Annotated in this window: 12 protein-coding genes; 9 read left to right on the top strand and 3 right to left on the bottom strand. The window is 71.5% G+C overall.

Translation table 11 applies throughout. The features are described 5' to 3' along the window. Positions 1–15: 15 nt before the first annotated feature. Together ACZ6DL_RS05415 and ACZ6DL_RS05420 are read right to left on the bottom strand one after the other, a co-directional pair. Positions 16–861, bottom strand: a complete 846-nt coding sequence (locus ACZ6DL_RS05415) for a serine hydrolase (RefSeq protein WP_466049146.1) — start codon at positions 859–861, stop codon at positions 16–18. 165 nt (positions 862–1026) lie between these two features. Further along, positions 1027–1224 carry a hypothetical protein gene (locus tag ACZ6DL_RS05420; protein ID WP_245660045.1) on the bottom strand — a complete coding sequence of 66 codons (198 nt, stop codon included), beginning with the start codon at positions 1222–1224 and terminating at the stop codon, positions 1027–1029. 259 nt (positions 1225–1483) lie between these two features. On the opposite strand from ACZ6DL_RS05420, the gene recC reads away from it, so the two are divergent. The 9 genes from recC to ACZ6DL_RS05465 all read left to right on the top strand — a co-directional run bounded on the left by recC (position 1484) and on the right by ACZ6DL_RS05465 (position 15145). Then, complete coding sequence (recC, locus tag ACZ6DL_RS05425; protein WP_466049147.1) at positions 1484–4858, top strand: exodeoxyribonuclease V subunit gamma; 3375 nt, start codon at positions 1484–1486, stop codon at positions 4856–4858. Between the two features lie 223 nt (positions 4859–5081). Then, positions 5082–8468, top strand: coding sequence for a UvrD-helicase domain-containing protein (locus ACZ6DL_RS05430; protein ID WP_466049149.1), 3387 nt, complete (start codon positions 5082–5084; stop codon positions 8466–8468). Further along, a complete protein-coding gene (gene recD / locus ACZ6DL_RS05435; RefSeq protein ID WP_466049150.1) occupies positions 8465–10363 on the top strand; it encodes an exodeoxyribonuclease V subunit alpha in 1899 nt (632 codons plus the stop codon). Before ACZ6DL_RS05430 ends, recD begins: the two co-directional genes overlap by 4 nt. Positions 10364–10409: 46 nt before the next feature. After that, entirely contained in the window at positions 10410–10883 is a 474-nt protein-coding gene (locus ACZ6DL_RS05440; RefSeq protein ID WP_062976866.1) for an RNA polymerase sigma factor, read from the top strand. Continuing rightward, positions 10883–11491, top strand: a complete 609-nt coding sequence (locus ACZ6DL_RS05445) for a methylated-DNA--[protein]-cysteine S-methyltransferase (protein WP_466049572.1) — start codon at positions 10883–10885, stop codon at positions 11489–11491. Before ACZ6DL_RS05440 ends, ACZ6DL_RS05445 begins: the two co-directional genes overlap by 1 nt. Positions 11492–11613: 122 nt before the next feature. Further along, positions 11614–12279 (top strand): 2OG-Fe(II) oxygenase, encoded by a 666-nt coding sequence (locus ACZ6DL_RS05450; protein ID WP_466049574.1) that lies wholly within the window; start codon positions 11614–11616, stop codon positions 12277–12279. 6 nt (positions 12280–12285) lie between these two features. Further along, positions 12286–12543: an Ada metal-binding domain-containing protein gene (locus tag ACZ6DL_RS05455; protein ID WP_466049151.1), complete on the top strand. Its 258-nt coding sequence runs from the start codon at positions 12286–12288 to the stop codon at positions 12541–12543. A gap of 173 nt (positions 12544–12716) precedes the next feature. Further along, a complete protein-coding gene (locus tag ACZ6DL_RS05460; protein ID WP_466049153.1) occupies positions 12717–13730 on the top strand; it encodes an alpha/beta hydrolase in 1014 nt (337 codons plus the stop codon). Further along, positions 13727–15145, top strand: a complete 1419-nt coding sequence (locus ACZ6DL_RS05465; RefSeq protein ID WP_466049154.1) for an MFS transporter — start codon at positions 13727–13729, stop codon at positions 15143–15145. Before ACZ6DL_RS05460 ends, ACZ6DL_RS05465 begins: the two co-directional genes overlap by 4 nt. Here ACZ6DL_RS05465 and ACZ6DL_RS05470 read toward each other — a convergent pair. Next, positions 15078–17291 (bottom strand): MMPL family transporter, encoded by a 2214-nt coding sequence (locus ACZ6DL_RS05470; protein WP_466049156.1) that lies wholly within the window; start codon positions 17289–17291, stop codon positions 15078–15080. The two genes, ACZ6DL_RS05465 and ACZ6DL_RS05470, sit on opposite strands and share 68 nt — an antisense overlap. Positions 17292–17386 lie beyond the last annotated feature (95 nt).

Genomic DNA, 17386 nt, shown 5'->3' on the forward strand with positions numbered 1-17386 from the left:
ACCGGACCGGCCGGGTCAGCGGCCTGCGAGCAGGATCTTCGCGAGCTCGGTATCGGTCTCGGCACCCTCGGTGTAGCCGCCCGCGTCACCCAGCGAGCTCATGATGGCCAGCGTGTAGCGCTCGCCCGGTCCCGCGAAACCGACCGAGTTGACCACCCAGCCGCCTTGTTCGGCCGACCAGCCGTTCTTGAGCCCGGGACGCATGCTCGCGCCCGCGCCCCATACGCCCCAGTGCTGGTTGGAGTCCACCGCGCGCATCCGGTCGACCAGGTAGTTGCGGTCGTCGGGGTGCATGTGGTTGAGGATGTGGTCCATCAGCCGGTCGAGGTCGGCGGCGGTGCACTTCTGGAACGACCAGTCCGGGAACAGCGCGGTGTTGGTGGGCTGCGGAACCAGCGAGCTCATCCCGTTGGCGCGGAAGGCGTTGTTGAACGCCATCCGGTCGATCCCCGAGTACTTGGTCCAGAGCAGGTCGGCGGCGCCGTCGTTGGAGGTGGCGAGCATTCCCTCCATCAGCCCGCGATCCTCGGGGGTCAGGTTGATGGCGCCGACGCGCGCCCGGTTGAGCAGGTCGGCGGCGATCGCGAGCTTGATGGTGGACGCGGTCCAGACCGCGTTCTCGGCGTTGGCGTTGGCGTAGACGCCGCCGGAGACCCGGTCGCGCAGGACGTAGCCGGTGACACCGGGCCTGCTGTTGAGGTAGGCGTCGGCTTTGGCGATGCGGCTGCTCAGATCGCAGTCGAAGCCGGGCAGGCAGCCCTGCGTGTGCGCGAGCGGCGTCGCGCCCGCGATCGGGAGCGCGGCGGGCAGGCTCGGGGCGATGATCGCCGCGGCGGCGAGGAGACAGGCGGAGGCGGCCACGCGGGGAACGGTTCGGGTGGCGGGGGACGGGTAACGCACGAGGGACCACGATCGCACATCCCGGGTCCGGACGCACGTCTTGAGCTGGGGTCCAGGGTGTGCTATCGCCCGGTCCGGGTGCTTGCGCCGCAGTGTAATTCGCCCATCACCGCTGGCCAGGGCACGTCAGCGGAAGGCGGCGCGCAGTTCTTCGACGGTGCGTCCGTTGAGCCGGTAGCAGTGCTCGAACGCCTCGGTGTGCCGATCCCGGGGCCAGGAGTGTAGGACGACGGTGCGCCCGTAGTGGCGGGAGTTGACGAGCTCCCAGCGGTCACCGATCCGGCGGACCGTGAATCCGCCTCTCGGGACCAGGGGAATCACCATCGCATCCATGAACGCGAACCAGCCTTTCGGTGCAGCTCTCTCGTTCCGCCCCGGTGCAACTCTTACCTCCCCGGTGCAGCACTGTCGCACATCGCCGCGGCGGTCCCCTCGTGACACGGCGGAGTAATCCGTTCTCGTGTGGTCTATTTCACTGGCGTCCGGATGGGGGCGGTGCAGTTGCGCGTCGGTCGCTGGGCGTATAAACGTGCACGAAGTCCGAGGCCAGCGCAGCCGGACACCATCGATCGAGAGGGCGCAGATGCCGCTGCACATCCACCGTGCCGAGCGCGCCGACGTGCTCGCCCGGGTGCTCGCGGGGGTGCTGGCCTCGCCGCAGGCGGATCCCTTCGCTGCCGAGGTGGTCGCGGTACCCGCGAAAGGCGTGGAGCGCTGGCTGACGCAGACGCTCTCGGGGGTGCTCGGCGCGGACGGCTCGGGCGACGGCGTGTGCGCGAACGTCGCGTTTCCCTCGCCCGCGGCGCTGGTCGCCGAAGTGCTGGCCGCGGCGAGCGAGGTCGCGCCCACGGAGGACCCGTGGGCGCAGGAGCGGGCGGTGTGGTCACTGCTGCGGGTGATCGATGCGTCGCTGTCCGAGCCGTGGTGCGCGGTTCTGGCCAGGCACCTCGGCGCACGCGGCACCGCGGCCGGTGAGCACCGGGCCGGTCGGCGCTATGCGACCGCGGCCCGGATCGCCGCGCTGTTCGACAGCTATGCCGCCCAGCGGCCCGCGTTGATCACCGAGTGGGCGGCGGGCTCGGACACCGACGGGACGGGCACCCCGATGCCCGACGACCTGCTCTGGCAGCCGATGCTGTGGCGCGGGCTGCGCGCCGCGATCGGGGCGCCGAGTCCGGCCGAGCGGCTCGAAACCGCCTGCGCGCGGTTGCGGGCCCGGCCGGATCTGGTCGCGCTGCCACCGCGGCTGTCGTTGTTCGGCGTGACCCGGTTGCCCAGCGACCAGCTCGCCGTCTTGGCGGCGCTGGCCGCGGGCCGCGACGTCCACCTGTGGCTGGTGCATCCCAGCCCGGTCCTTTGGTCGGCGCTGAGCGAGCTGCCGACCGCCCGCACCCGGGCCGAGGACCGCAGCGTCACGGCGGTCGCCCACCCGCTGCTGGCCGGACTGGCCCGCGACGTGCGGGAGTTGCAGCAGCGGCTGGCCGTACCCGCCGCCACCGGCTCCGACACCTATCACCCGAGCATCTCCGATCGATCCGAAGACGGTGTCGCGGAGAACGATTCGCCCGCGACACTGCTGCGTGCGCTGCAACGGGGCATCCGGGACGACCGGTGGCCGCCGGTGCCGGGGAAAGCCGCCGCCGACGGCACCGTGCAGGTGCACGCGTGTCACGGCCCCGCACGGCAGGTCGAGGTGCTGCGGGAATGCCTGCTCGGGCTGTTCGCGGCCGACGAGACACTGGAGCCGCGGGACGTGCTGATCATGTGCCCGGAGGTGGAGGCGTACGCGCCGCTGGTGCGCGCGGCGTTCGGGCAGCGCACCTCGGGGACGCCGGAGGCGCAGGCCGACTCGGAACATCCGGCGCACCGGCTGCGGGTGCGCCTGGCCGATCGGGGACGCGGTGTGACCAATCCGCTGCTCGCGGTGATCGCAGCGCTGCTCGAGCTGGCCGACGGCCGGGTGACGGTGACCCAGGTGCTCGACCTCGCGGCCGCCGAGACCGTCCGGCGCCGTTGCGGATTCGACGACGACGATATCGAACGACTGCGCGAGTGGGCGGCCGAATCCGGAGCGCGGTGGGGCATCGGGCAGCGGCAGCGCCAAGCGTTCGGCCTCGCCGATTTCGCGCAGAACACGCTCAACAGCGCGGTGGACCGGATCCTGCTCGGTGTCACCGCGGGCGAGACCTCGGACGATTGGCTGGATCTCGCACTGCCCTTGGACGACGTGGACAGCAACGACGTCGACCTGGCCGGCCGCTTCGCGGAGTTCATCGACCGGCTCGCGGTGTGCCTGCGTGACCTGCGCGGCCCCCGGCCCGCGCACGAATGGGCGGCGGCGCTGGGGCGTGCGCTGGATCTGCTGACCGACGTACCGGACGCGCAGGCATGGGTGCGCACCGAGGCCAGGCAGGAACTCGCCGCCGCCACCGACCACGCGGGCGAGGTGTCGTTGCGGCTGGCCGATGTCGGTGTGCTGCTGCGTTCGCGGCTGGCCGCGCGTCCCACCAGGGCCAATTTCCGCACCGGTGAGCTGACCGTCTGCACGATGGTGCCGATGCGGTCGGTGCCGCACCGGGTGGTGGTACTGCTCGGCCTCGACGACGAGATGTTCCCCCGCGCGAGCGCGGCGGACGGTGACGACGTGCTGGCCCGCGAACCGCTGCTCGGCGAACGGGATCCGCGCAGCGAGGACCGGCAGATGCTGCTGGACGCGATCCTCGCGGCGCGGGACGCACTGCTGGTGTTTCACACCGGCGCCGATCCGGTCAGTGGGGCGCACCGCCCGCCCGCCGTTCCGGTCGCCGAGTTGCTGGACGCGTTGCGCGCTCATGCCGGCGCCGCGGCGATGCCGGGGGTGGTGACGCGGCATCCACTGCAGTCCTTCGATCGCCGGAATTTCCGGGCCGATCAGCCGTTCAGCTTCGACACCGCGGCCTTGGCCGGCGCGTGCGCGGCCGACGGACCCGCACAACCGCGGCCCGCGTTCCTGCCCGCGCCGCTGCCCGCCGCCGACGCGGCGGATGTCGCGCTGGCTGATCTGATCTCGTTCGCCGAGCACCCGGTGCGTGCCTTCCTGTGGCAGCGTCTCGGCCTGCGGGTGCCCGAGCACGAGGAGGACATCGCCGACCGGCTGCCCATCGAACTCGACGGCCTGGCCAAGTGGGAGCTGGGCGAACGCCTGCTCGCGGCCCGCCTGACCGGCGCGGACGCGGCCGGGTTGCGGGCGGCGGAGTGGCGGCGCGGCACCCTGCCGCCCTTCGGATTCGGCGCCGCCGTGCTCGACGAGGTCGAGCACACCGTGGACCGGCTGGTGCGCGCCGCGCAGGCGGACTACGCGGGCCAGGCGCGCGCGGTGGACATCGCGGTCGATCTGGGCAACGGACGACGGCTCACCGGCACCGTGCCCGAAGTGCGCGGCGACACCCTGGTCCGCACCACCTTTTCCCGCTTGGCTCCCAAACACCGGATCGCGGCGTGGGTTTCGCTGCTCGCGCTGACCGTCACGGAGGATCGGTCCTGGCGGGCCGTGAGCACCGGCCGCGGCCAGTTCGGCCGTCCTGCCTGGCGCTGCGAGCTCACCGCGCCCGACGTGCCGGTGGCCGGGGAGATCTTGCGTCAGCTCGTCGCGCTGCGCGACGCGGGCCTGACCGAACCGCTGCCGGTCGCGCCCGCCGCGTCCGCGGTCTACGCCGAGCGCCGGCTCCGTGGCGCGAGCACCGACGACGCGATCGCCGCCGCGGAGCGCGAATTCAACGGCGGCCCCAACGGCCCGGGGCCGTTCGGCGATCACACCGACCGTCACCTGCGCTACGTCTGGGGTCCGGCGCCCCGGCTGGAGGACCTCATGGCCGCGCCCGCCGCCGCGGGCGAGCCGGGGGAGAGCACCCGCTTCGGTGCGCTTGCCCGGCGGATGTGGGCCCCGCTGCTGGCCGCGGAAAACCAGGGCCAGCCGTGACAGAACACGCGGCGGCCGGGCGCCCGCGACGGTTCGGCGCCATGCGGCGCCGAACGCCGGAATACACCGCCCCGGCGCGTGTCGGTCGCGGGTGGACGCACGGGCGCGCGGCAGAATGTCAGCTCGGACAATCGCTTCGGGACCGTGCGGCGCGGCAGGCCGCCGGGGCGAGCGCGAAGGCCGCGGACCGCGTGACCACCGGCCGAGCAGGAGGGAGGCACGCATGACCGTGCAGGAAACCTCCTTCGACGCGGCGGCTTTCGACGCCGACGCGTTCGAGCCGTACGGGCCGCTGCCCACCGGGACGACCGTGCTGGAGGCCAGCGCGGGCACCGGCAAGACGCACGCCATCGTCGGTCTGGCGGTGCGCTACGTCGCGGAGGCCGGGATCGACATATCCCAGTTGCTGCTGGTGACATTCAGCCGTGCGGCGACCCAGGAGCTGCGGGAACGCACGCGCGACCGATTCGTCGCCGTGGCCGCCGGATTGGCCGACCCGGCAGCGGCCCGCGCGCACGCCGACGAGCTGGTCCGCCATCTCGCGCAGGCCGGGGAAGACGAGGTCCGGCTGCGGCAGCGGCGGTTGCTGACCGCCCTGTCGGATTTCGACGCCGGCACCATCGCCACCACACACAGCTTCTGCCAGCGCATGCTCGACGAACTCGGGCTCGCGGGCGAGCACGACCCGGGCACCAGGCTGGTGGAGACCGTCGACGACCTCGTCGGCACCGTCGTCGACGATCTGTATCTGCACCGCTATGCCCGCGCCGAACCACCGTTCTCGGTCAAGGAGGGCCGCACGCTGGCGCTGGCCGCGGTGCGCGACCGGCACGCCGCGCTGGTGCCCGACGGCGCGGCCGGTGAGCGCGTGGCGTTCGCGCGGGCCGTGCGCGCCGAGACCGAGCGCCGCAAGCGACTGGCCGGGCTGCGCGACTTCGACGATCTGCTGGTGCTGCTGCACGAGGTGCTCGCCGATCCGGAGCACGGCCCGCGCGCGTGCCGCCGTATCCGCGCGCGCTACCGGGTCGCCTTGGTCGACGAGTTCCAGGACACCGACCCTCTGCAATGGGACATTCTGCGCAGGTCGTTCCACGGGCACGCCACCCTGGTGCTGGTCGGCGATCCCAAACAGGCGATCTACGCCTTCCGCGGCGCGGAGGTGCTCAGCTACCTGGACGCGGTCGCGCACGCAGACATCCGTCGTGAACTCACCACGAACTGGCGCAGCGACGCGGGACTGCTCGCCGCCCTGGACCATCTGCACGGCGGTGCGGCGCTGGGGCACGAGGAGATCCGCGTGTATCCGGTCGCCCCGACCAGGGGGTGGTCGCGGCTGTCGGGACCCGGTGAACTCACCACGCCGATGCGCGTGCGGTGCCTGCCGCGCACCGGCGCGGGACCGCTGAACAAATCCGGCTTCCCGGCCGTCGGGCGGATGCGCGCCGAGGTCGCCGCCGATCTCGCCGCGGATATCGTCCGTCTGCTCGAATCCGGCGTATTCCTGGATGCCAAAGCGGAAATCGCCTCTCCCGGCGAAGAGTCGGTCGCTCCCGGGGAGACGGCGCGCAGGCCGATCGGACCCGGCGACATCGCGGTGCTGGTGCGCACCCGCTCGCAGATCGACGTGGTGCGCGCCGCGCTGGACCGCGCGGGCGTCGCCTCCGTGCTGGCCGGCGGCATCAGCGTCTTCGCCACCAGCAGCGCCACCGACTGGCTGTGGGTGCTGCGGGCGCTGGAACAGCCGCATCGCGGCGACCGGGTGCGGCTGGCCGCGTGCACGCCGCTGTTCGGCGTGACAGCGGCCGAGATCGATAGCGGCGGAGCGGATCTGGTCGGCCGGGTCAGTGCCCAGTTGCGCGAGGCGGCGCGATTGTTCGCCCGCGCGGGATTCGCGGCCGTGTTCGAGAAGATCTCCACCGAAGCGGGCCTTGCGCAGCGGCTGCTGGCGGTCGAGAACGGGGAGCGGCAGCTCACCGACCTGCGGCATATCGCGCAACTGCTCGATCAGGTCGCGCTCACCGATGGCCTCGGGCTGACCGCGCTGACGCGGTGGCTGGCCGACCGGGTGCGCGATCCCGCCTCCGGCGCCGTCGCCGACCGCAGCCGCAGGCTCGACCGGGACGCCGCCGCCGTCCAGATCGCCACCGTGCACGCGAGCAAGGGGCTCGAATTCCCCGTCGTCTACCTGCCGTTCGCCTGGGACAGCGCCAAGAATCCCTATCCGGCGACGTTGCTGTTCCATGCCGACGACGGCACCCGCGTGCTGGACGTCGGCGGTCCGGATGCCCCGGGATACGCCGAACGCAAGGCACGCAGCGAGGCCGAGGAGGCCGGAGAGGAACTGCGGCTGCTGTACGTCGCGCTGACGCGGGCCATGTGCCAGATCGTCGCGTGGTGGGCCCCCGCGATCTCCACCGCGGCGTCGCCGCTGCACCGGATGGTCTTCGGCCGCGCCGATCGGGACGCCGTCGTGGCCAACCGCGCCGCGGTGCCCGCGGATGCCGTTGCCGCGCAGTCTCTTTCGGCATGGGCGCAGACCGCGGGAGCGGCGATCTCGGTGACGGCGGTCGGCGGGACCGGCGACGTCGAGATCCGGCGCGCGCGCACCGCACCAGGGCAGGGCGCATTGGCCGCCGCGCGCTTCGACCGGGTGCTGGACCAGCAGTGGCGGCGCACCTCGTACTCGGCGTTGACCGCGTCCGCACACGGGGCCGCGCCGGTGGAACCCGACAGCGAACCGGAGGATCCGCGCGGGCCGGGCGACGAGCCCGCGGGCACCTCCCTGCTCGGCGCGGAGCCGGCACCGGCGGGCGCGGCGTCGCTGATGAACGCGCTGCCTTACGGCGCGGAGTTCGGCACGTTGGTGCACGGCGTCCTGGAGCGGATCGACACCGGCCGCCCGGATCTGGCGGCCGAGGTGCGCGACCGGTGCCGCGAGGCGGTGGGCGAGCTGATGGCCGAGATGGATCCGGATGTGCTGGCCACCGCACTGCTGGCGGTGCTGCGCACCCCACTCGACGGCGGCTGCCTGGCCGACATCGCCCCCCGCGACCGCCTCAGCGAACTCGAGTTCGAATTGCCACTGGCGGGCGGGGATCGCGTCGGCGCGGGCTCGGCGACGCTGCGGCATATCGCGGGCTTGCTGCGCGAGCATCTCCCGGCGGACGACGACATGCTCCCGTACGCCGACTTGGCGGCGGCGCTGGAGGACATCCCGCTGCGCGGCTACCTGACCGGCAGCATCGACGCCGTGCTGCGCGTCGCGAGCGGCGCGGAGCCGCGATTCGTCGTCGTCGACTACAAGACCAACCGGCTGGGCACCGGCGATCTCACCGTCGCGCATTACACCCGCGACCGCATGGCCGCCGAGATGCTGCGTTCGCACTATCCGCTGCAAGCGCTGCTGTATTCGGTGGCGTTGCACCGGTATCTGCGCTGGCGGTTGCCCGGCTACGACCCCGCCCGGCACCTCGGCGGGGTTCGATACCTGTTCGTGCGCGGCATGATCGGACCGGAGACCCCCGCCGGATGCGGTGTCTTCGACTGGCACCCACCCGCCGCTCTCGTCGTCGCGCTGTCGGCGCTGCTGGCCGGGGAGGCGGCGCAGTGACCTCGATCCAGGTGGCGCAGCGGGGAACCGGGCTGCTGCGCACGTTCAACGAGGCGGGCGTGCTGTCGGCGGCCGACGTGCACGTGGCGCTGCGGTTGGGCCGACTGGGCCGGGAATCGTCGGAGCCGGTGCTGTTCGCCGCCGCGCTGGCCGTGCGCGCGGTGCGTTCCGGCTCGGTGTGCCTGGAATTGCACCGGATGCGGGAGATCGGCGTCGACGCCGACGAGACCTGGGACGCGGGCGTCGATCCGGCGACGCTGCCGTGGCCGGACATCCCGGCGGTGGTCGCCGCGCTGCGGGTGAGCCCGCTGGTGCTCGGCGGGCCCGCGGGCCCGTTGCGTCCGCTGCGGCTGGTCGAATCCCAGGGGGCGGGCGATTCCGGCCCGCTGCTCTACCTCGACCGCTACTACCGGCAGGAGCAGACGATCCGGCGGGTACTCACCGAGCGCTCCGCGCACCATCCGGTGGTCGATCCGCACATCGTGCGACGCGAGCTGGACCGGTTGTTCGACGCGCAGGCCGGTACCGCGCCGGACCGCCAGCGGCTGGCCGCCGCGCTCGCCGCGACGCACTGGACCACCGTGGTGGCCGGCGGACCGGGCACCGGCAAGACCCACACCATCGCGCGGATCATCGCCTTGCTGTCCGCGCACCGCGCCGCCGAGCCGAAGCTGCCCGCCCTGCGCATCGCGCTGGCCGCCCCGACCGGCAAAGCGGCCGCGCGCCTCCAGGAAGCCGTGCGCGAGCAAGCCGTCTCGCTCGGACTGCCCGAACTCACCGCCGCCACCCTGCACCGGCTGCTCGGCTGGCAGCGGGGACGCAGCACCCGGTTCAAGCACCACGAGTTCAACCGGCTGCCCTACGACGTTTTCGTGGTCGACGAGACCTCGATGGTCTCCTTGACCATGATGAGCAGGTTGCTCGCCGCGCTGCGCCCGGACACCCGCCTGATCCTGGTGGGCGATCCGGACCAGCTCGCCTCGGTCGACGCCGGCGCGGTACTGGCCGACCTGGTCGCCGGACCGGTCGCCGCCACTCCGAATCCCGTCCTCGACGAGATCCTCGGACCGGAGACGACCGCCGATCACGCCGAGGCGTTGACCACGCTGGAGCGCACCCGCCTGCGCGGCGGCATCGTCCGGCTGACCAGGGGCCGCAGGTTCGGTGGCCGGATCGCCGACCTGGCGGTGGCGGTGCGCGCGGGGGACGCGGACACCGCGCTCGAGCTGTTGCGGGCGGGCGGCGACGAATTGTCGCTCGGCGTGCCCGACGAGCTGACCGCGGTGCGCGCCGACGTGGTGCGTGCCGCGGGCGCGGTCACCGCCGCCGCGCTCGACGGCGACGCGGCGGGCGCGTTGAGCGCGCTCGAATCGCATCGCGTGTTGTGCGCGCACCGGCAGGGGCCGTTCGGCGTCGAGCGCTGGGACCGGATGGCCGCGGAGTGGGCCGCCGCCGGGGGAGTGGGCCCCGATGCCCACCAAGGGCCGTGGTATCCAGGACAACCGCTGCTGGTCACCGCGAACGATCACGAGGCGCGGATCTACAACGGCGACACCGGCGTCGTCGTGCGCATGCCCGACGGTTCGCTGCGTGCGGCGCTGCAACGCGGCAGCGAACCGTATCTGGTGCATCCCACGCAGTTCCCCGCGGTGGTCACCGTGTTCGCCATGACGATTCACCGCAGTCAGGGCAGCCAGTACGACACCGTGTCCGTCGTCCTGCCAGAGCCCGAATCGACCCTGCTGACCCGGGAATTGCTGTACACCGCGATCACCAGGGCGCGCAGGCACGTCCGGATCATCGGCACCGACGAGTCCATCCGCGCGGGTATCGCGCGGCGGGTGCTGCGCGCCAGCGGGCTGTCGCGCCGGGAGGGAGAATCCGGGCACCGATGACGGAATCTCACGTTCCCGGCGCCCGCGGCGTCTACCCGGTGTGAGCCTGCCCCCGTTCGAGGAAATAGTGGCCGAATACGGCCCCATGGTGTTGCGCGTCTGCCGGGCGGTGCTCGGCCCGTCCGACGCGGCAGACGCCTGGTCGGAAACGTTTCTCTCGGCGCTGCGCGCGTTTCCCGGTCTCCCCTCGGAGACGAACATCGAGGCATGGCTGGTGACCATCGCGCATCGCCGCGCGATCGACGTCGGGCGAGCGCTCACACGTGCGCCCGTCCCGGCCGAGTCGTTGCCGGAACGTCCCGCCACCGCCCCGGGACCCGCCGACTACGACCCCGACCTCTGGGCCGCCCTGCGGGCGCTGCCCACCAAGCAGCGCCAGGCGGTCGCCTATCACTACCTGGCCGGGCTTCCGCACGCGGAGATCGCCGAACTGCTCGGCAACTCGCCCGACGCCGCCCGCCGCGCCGCCGCGGACGGCCTGAAGACCCTGCGCAAGCTCTACCCGAAGGATGAAGCATGATGGCCACCCTCGACCGCGGCGACGGGTTGTCGCGCGCCCTGACCCCCGACGCCGACCTGCTCGCCACCCTGCACGCGCGACTGACCGCCGACGCCGAAGCGGAGGGCCTGCTCGATGTCGCCTACCGCCTGCTGGACACCCCCGTCGGGACGTTGCTGCTGGCCGCGACGACCGCCGGACTCGTCCGCGTCGCCTACCCCACCGAAGACCACGACACGGTGCTCGCCACGCTGGCCGCCCGGATCAGCCCCCGGATTCTCGCGGCGCCCGCCCGGCTGGACGCCGCGGCGCGGCAGATCGAGGAGTACTTCGCGGGCAGCCGAACGCATTTCGACCTGCCGCTGGATCTGCGGCTGGCCGCGGGATTCCGTCGTCAGGTGATCGAGCACCTGCCCGCCATCGGCTACGGACAGCGCGCGAGCTACGGCGCGGTGGCCGCCGCGGTCGGCAACCCGCGTGCGGTGCGCGCGGTCGGCTCCGCCTGCGCCCGCAATCCGCTGCCGGTGGTGATCCCGTGCCACCGGGTGGTGCGCGGCGACGGGTCCATCGGACAGTACGTCGGCGGCATCACCGCCAAGCACGCACTGCTGAGCATGGAGGCGGCGTGAGCGCGCGCCGCGGCGGCGCGAACCGGGACGGTCACCATCCCGCGGACCTCACACCGCCCGCAGAGCTCGCGGAATCCGGTGCTTCCCCGGCCGAGCGCGTCGAGGCCCAGCCGTGGCGGGCGCTGCTCGAAGAAATCGACGCCCACGGCTGCGCGGCGACCGGACCGATCCTCACCCCGGCCGAGTGCGCCGAGTTCACCACCATGTGGGACGACCTCGCCCGCTTCCGTTCCACGGTCGACATGGCACGTTACCGATTCGGCGAAGGCACCTACCGGTACTTCGCGAATCCGATGCCCGAGCCGATCATGGCATTGCGAGCGGCCTTCTACCGAAGACTGCTGCCGGCGGCGCGATCCTGGGCCGAGCGGTTCGGCGACCCGGCTGTGTGGCCGGACGACTTCGCGGACTGGCTCGACACCTGCCACGCCGCGGGCCAGACGAAGCCGACCCCGATCCTGTTGCGCTACCGCCGCGGGGACTGGAACGCCTTGCACCGGGATCTCTACGGCGAACACGTCTTCCCGCTGCAGGTCGTCATCGGCTTGGATCGACCCGGGATCGACTACAGCGGTGGGGAATTCGTGCTCGTGGAGCAGCGGCCGCGCGCACAGTCGAAAGCGACCGTCTCCGTGCTCGAACAGGGACACGCGCTGATCTTCACCACTCGTGAGCGGCCGACGCGATCCAGCCGAGGGTGGTCCCGCGCCCCGATGCGCCACGGCGTCAGCCGTGTGCGCGGCGGCCTGCGGCACACATTGGGCCTCGTGCTGCACGACGCGCGGTAGCCGCCGGTGTACACGTTGCTCGGCGACGACGGCCTGGCGTATCCCAGCGCAGTGCCGGGACGGTACGGCGGTCATCGCCGCAGCCGGATCTACGGTCGCCTCGACTGCCCGTCCGCCCTGCGGGCCCTCGGTCGTGGAGGCTACCGGCGGCACCGCGTCTTCTTCGCCACCGAGCTCGACGCGCTGGCCGCGGGCTATCGCCCCTGCGCCGTTTGTCTCCCCGAGCGATACGCCGTGTGGAAAGCACCGCACCCGTCTCGATGAGGGGGGCAGCGCAGGGCGGCAATGGCCGCACGCCCGAATTTTGGGAATATTCGGAAATGGCCGCCGAGCGGAATTGGTAAGAGACACAGGATCGCTCGAACATCTAGCGGCCCGGCCGGGCGATGTTATTGACTGCGAATTCGAGCCCTCCTACTCGGGGCCAGGAGTCCGACATGCCCGAATATTTGCAGCGAACAGGCGCGGCGCTCGCCGCGGTCCTCACTTTGGCCGGTGCGTTGATCGCGGGCGCGCGGCCGGTCGGTGCCGACCCGCCGCAGGGCGTCGTGGCGGCAGACGCCTCGCGAATAGTGGAAACGCGTTTCGAATCCGACCGGCAATCGGAACTAGAGGTGTATTCGGCGGCGATGAACAGCACCACGCGGATTCATCTGCTGCGCGCGGCCGATCCGGATGAGCCCGCGCCGACGTTCTATCTCCTCAACGGCGCCGACGGCGGCGCGGACAAGAATTGGCTGGAGGGCACGGATCTCGTCGATTTCTTTCGCGACAAGCAGGTGAACGTCGTCATCCCCTTCGGCGGCGCGGGCAGCTACTTCACCGACTGGCGCAGCGACGACCCGGTCCTGGGCAGGCAGCGCTGGTCCACCTTCCTGACCGAGGAGCTGCCGCCGCTCATCGACGCCACGTTCAACGGCTCCGGAGCGAACGCCATCGCCGGCATCTCGATGGGCGGGACCTCGGTGTTCCAATTGGCCATGGCCGCACCGGGTCTGTACCGCGCGATCGGTTCCTACAGCGGCTGCGTGCGCACCAGCGATCCCGCGGGCCAGGCGATGGTCCAAGCGGTGGTCACCCAGCAGCGCGGCAACGTCGTCAACATGTGGGGGCCGCCGAGCGATCCCGCGTGGCGCGCGAATGATCCGTACCTGCACGCGGACCGGCTGCGCGGCCTCGCCATCTACGTCTCCACGGGAACCGGGCAGCCCGGGTCGATGGACACTCTGGACGGCGTGCACGGCGACATCGCGCACCTGCTCTATCAGCTGTTGTTCGGAGCCCCGCTGGAGGCGGTGGCGAATCTGTGCACGCATCAGTTGCAGGACCGGCTGCGCCAGCTGGGCGTCGCGGCGACCTTCGATTTCCGGCCGAACGGCACGCACTCCTGGGGTTACTGGCAACAGGACCTGCACAATTCGTGGCCGCTGATCGAAGCGGCGATTCGATGACCCGCAAAGAGGCGGCGGTGGCGCTCGGCTCGTTCGGGGCGTGCCTGATCTCGGTCTTCATGCAGATGATCGATGTGACGATCGTCAACACCGCCCTTCCGGTCGTCACGGCGGAGCTGCGGGCGACGCGGTCCGAACAGCTGTGGGTGGTGGCCGGTTACTCGCTGGCGTTCGCCTGCGTGCTGCTCACCGCCGCGCGCGTCGGCGCGATCGCCGGGCGCCGCCGCATGTTCCTGTGGTCGGCGGCGGCCTTCACGGCGGCCTCGGTGTGGTGCGGGATGTCCTCCAGCGCGACGGAACTGGTGATCGCCCGGATCGTCCAGGGTGTGGCGGGGGCGGGAATGGCGGCGCAGACCATCGCCATCATCACCGCGAGCTTCCGGCGCGAGCACCATCAGTACGCCTTCGCGGTGTACGGCGCGACGGCCGGTTTCGCCGGAATGCTCGGCCCGATCCTGGGCGGCGCGCTGATCACCCTCGATCCGTTCGGGCTCGGCTGGCACGCGATCTTCCTGATGAATCTGCCGCTGGGCGTGGTGGCGATGGCGCTGGCCGCGGGGTACCTGCGGTTGGGTCCGGCGACGGATCGGGACCCGCTGGATCTGCGCGGGACCGTGGTGGCCACCGCGGCGCTGTTCGCGCTGCTGTTCGCGCTGTCGGACAGTCAACAGGCGGGCTGGCGTCCGTCGCACGGGATGTACATCGCGGGCGCGCTGGTGCTCGGCGCGGTGTTCGTGGCCCACGAGCGCGCGACGCGCCGCCGCGGCGGCCGCGCGCTGGTGCGGCTGGACCTGTTCTCCGACCGGGGGTTCGCGGTCGGATCGGCGCTGGTGACGATCTTCTTCGGCCTGTTCACCGCGTTCGTGTTCACCGTTTCGATCCTGCTGCAGGACGTGCTGCGGTTCTCCGCGCTGCGAACCGGTCTGGCGATGACACCGTTCGCCATCGGCGCGGGCGCGGGCGCGGTGCTGTCGCCGATATTGGTGAGCCGCTGGGGGATCCGGGCGCTGGCCACCGGAATCGCCGTCTTCGGCACGTGCGTCGTGGTGGGGGTCGGATACCTGTACGTGGAATCAGGGGTGGTGAACTTGCCGTTGGTGGCCGGACCGGTATTCCTCGCGGGCTTCGGGGTCGGGGTGTTCGGGGTGCCGCTTCAGCCGCTGATGCTGGCGGATCTGGACGATCGGGCCATGGGTGAGGCGTCGGGTTTGCTTCCCACCATCGAACAGATCGGCAATTCGGTCGGACTGGCGGTGCTCAGCGCGCTGTTCTTCCGCGCGCACACGTTGTCGGGCAGCATGATCATGCTCTCGGCCATCGCCGCCGCTGCCCTCGGCCTCGCCGTGCTCACGCTGGCGCTGCCGGACCGCGCGCGGGCGGCCGCGAGTCCGTGGAGCTGGTCGACCGCGAACTGAGCGCTTCCCCGCGCAGCACGCCGCGTCGCAGCCAGGACGGAGCCCACCAGCAGGCGTCGCCGAGCAAGCGCATGATCGCGGGCACCAGCAGCATGCGCAGGATCGTCGCGTCGATGAACAGCGCCGTGACCATGCCGAAGGCGATGTACTGCATCATGACCAGATCCGACAGCGCGAAGGCTCCGGTCACCACCAGCAGGATCAAGGCGGCGGCGGTGATGATCCAGCCCGTGCGGGCGATGCCGGCGCGTACCGCCTCGGTGGTGGTCGCGCCCGCCGCCCGCGCCTCCACGATGCGGGCGAGCAGGAAGACCTCGTAATCGGTCGACAAGCCGTAGATCACCGCGACGATCAGCACCAGCACCAGCACCATGATCGGCTGCGGGGTGAAGTCGAGCAGACCCGCGCCGTGGCCCTCGACGAAGATCCAGGTGAGTATGCCGAGCGTGGAGCCGAGCCCGAGCAGATTCAGCACCGCGGCTTTGAGCGGAAGCACCACCGAGCCGAAGGCCAGCACCATCAGCACGGTGGTGACGAGGAAGACGAGCGCGATCATCAGCGGCATCCGGCGCAGCAGCGCGTCGACGCTGTCGCGCTGCTTCGCGGGCTGCCCGCCGATCAGCACTGTCGTGCCCTTCGGCACCGGCATGGAGCGCAGATAGTCGATGGTCGCGTTCGCGTCGTGCGCGTCACGCAGCACCGTCGAGGTGGTGAAGACGTTCGGATGCCCTGGTCCCTGCACCGCGCGCGGGAACGGCGCGATGAGGCCCGGGGCCCGGCCCGCCTGGGCCACCACCCCGTCGACGTCGCTGGTGTCGTGGGTGATCAGCACCAGGTCGACCGGGTTCATCTGGCGCAGCGGGAAGACCTGATCGAAGTGCTGCTGCGCCGTGCGGGCCGGATGCTGCGGCGGCAGGAAGCGCTCGGAGATGCCGCCGAAGGCCACCTCACGCACCGGGGCGATGAGCACCACCAGGACGGCCACCAGCCCAACCGCCACCGCCAGCGGCCTGCGCATCACCCAGCCGGCGACACGGCCCCACGGATTGTCCCGCTCGCGGTCGCTCGCCCGGCGCGCGTGGAAGCGGTTGAAGCCCAGCCGATCCACGCGCCCGCCGAGCACGGCCAGCATGGCGGGCAGCACCGTGATCGAGATCAGCGCCGCCAAGGTGACCGTCACCATCGCGCCGAAGGCGAACGAGCGCAGGAAGCCCTGCGGGAACAGCAGAATGGCCCCCGCCGCGACGACAACGATGATCGCGGAGAACACGACGGTTCGTCCGGCGGTCGCGACCGTGCGCTGTACCGCCGCGGGCACCTCGTGACCGTCGGCCAGCTCCTCGCGGAATCGGCTCACGATGAACAGGCCGTAGTCGATGGCCAGGCCGAGACCGATCATCGAGACCACCGGCGAGACGAAGGAGTTCACCTCGGTCACGGTGGTCAGGGCGCGGATGATCCCCCACGCCCCCAGCACCGTCAGCCCACCGACGACGAGCGGGAGCGCGGCCGCCACCACGCCGCCGAACAGGAAGAACAACAGCACCGCCACGGCGGGAACGGCGAACAGCTCCATCCGGCGCTGGTCGTGGGCCATGGTGTCGTTGAGTGCGGCAGCGACGGGCTGCCCGCCGGCGACCTCCATGTCGATGCCCGGTATCGGGAACTCGCCGGCGACCGTTCGATAGTTGCGCATCACCACCGTGTCGTTGCCGCCGCGAATGGCGACGGAGGCGAAGGCGTAGTCGCGGTCGGGGGAGCCGAAGACATTCGGTAGGTCGAGTCCGGTGTCGGTGGGCCAGTAGCTGGCATTGATCTTGGTGATCTGGTCCGGAAAGCGTTGCGGCAGGCTGTTCAAGTGGCCGACGACCGTGGCGGCGAAATCGGGGTCATCGATCGTCTTGCCCGCCGGGGCGTGGAACAGCAAGAGCACGTCGGCGATGTGGTCGTGGCCGAATGCCTCGTCTTTGAGCCGAGCCGCGCGCGCCGATTCCGAGGTCGGATCGTCCCACCCGCTGACGCTGAGGTGATCGCCGAGGCCGAGGCCGTACACACCGAGGGCGAGCAGCCCGGCGACCAGGACCCCGATGACCGTGAATCGCCGCCGGACGAGCGTATCGGTCCAGCGCGTGAACTCGGCGAACAATGCCGCCTCCTAATCGATGACATCGCATTTCGACGCGGGTTCGAACGGGTGAAAACCTAGCAATATCAATGTCTTTCGCCAGCGCGGAAGTCATA

This window comes from Nocardia sp. NPDC041819, assembly GCF_055590505.1.

What these genes read in the sequence shown, in the direction of transcription:
- ACZ6DL_RS05420 (WP_245660045.1), bottom strand. Translation starts at nt 1,224, where the DNA reads ATGGTGATTCCCCTGGTCCCGAGAGGCGGATTCACGGTCCGCCGGATC.
- recC (WP_466049147.1), top strand. Translation starts at nt 1,484, where the DNA reads ATGCCGCTGCACATCCACCGTGCCGAGCGCGCCGACGTGCTCGCCCGG.
- ACZ6DL_RS05430 (WP_466049149.1), top strand. Translation starts at nt 5,082, where the DNA reads ATGACCGTGCAGGAAACCTCCTTCGACGCGGCGGCTTTCGACGCCGAC.
- ACZ6DL_RS05445 (WP_466049572.1), top strand. Translation starts at nt 10,883, where the DNA reads ATGGCCACCCTCGACCGCGGCGACGGGTTGTCGCGCGCCCTGACCCCC.
- ACZ6DL_RS05460 (WP_466049153.1), top strand. Translation starts at nt 12,717, where the DNA reads ATGCCCGAATATTTGCAGCGAACAGGCGCGGCGCTCGCCGCGGTCCTC.
- ACZ6DL_RS05465 (WP_466049154.1), top strand. Translation starts at nt 13,727, where the DNA reads ATGACCCGCAAAGAGGCGGCGGTGGCGCTCGGCTCGTTCGGGGCGTGC.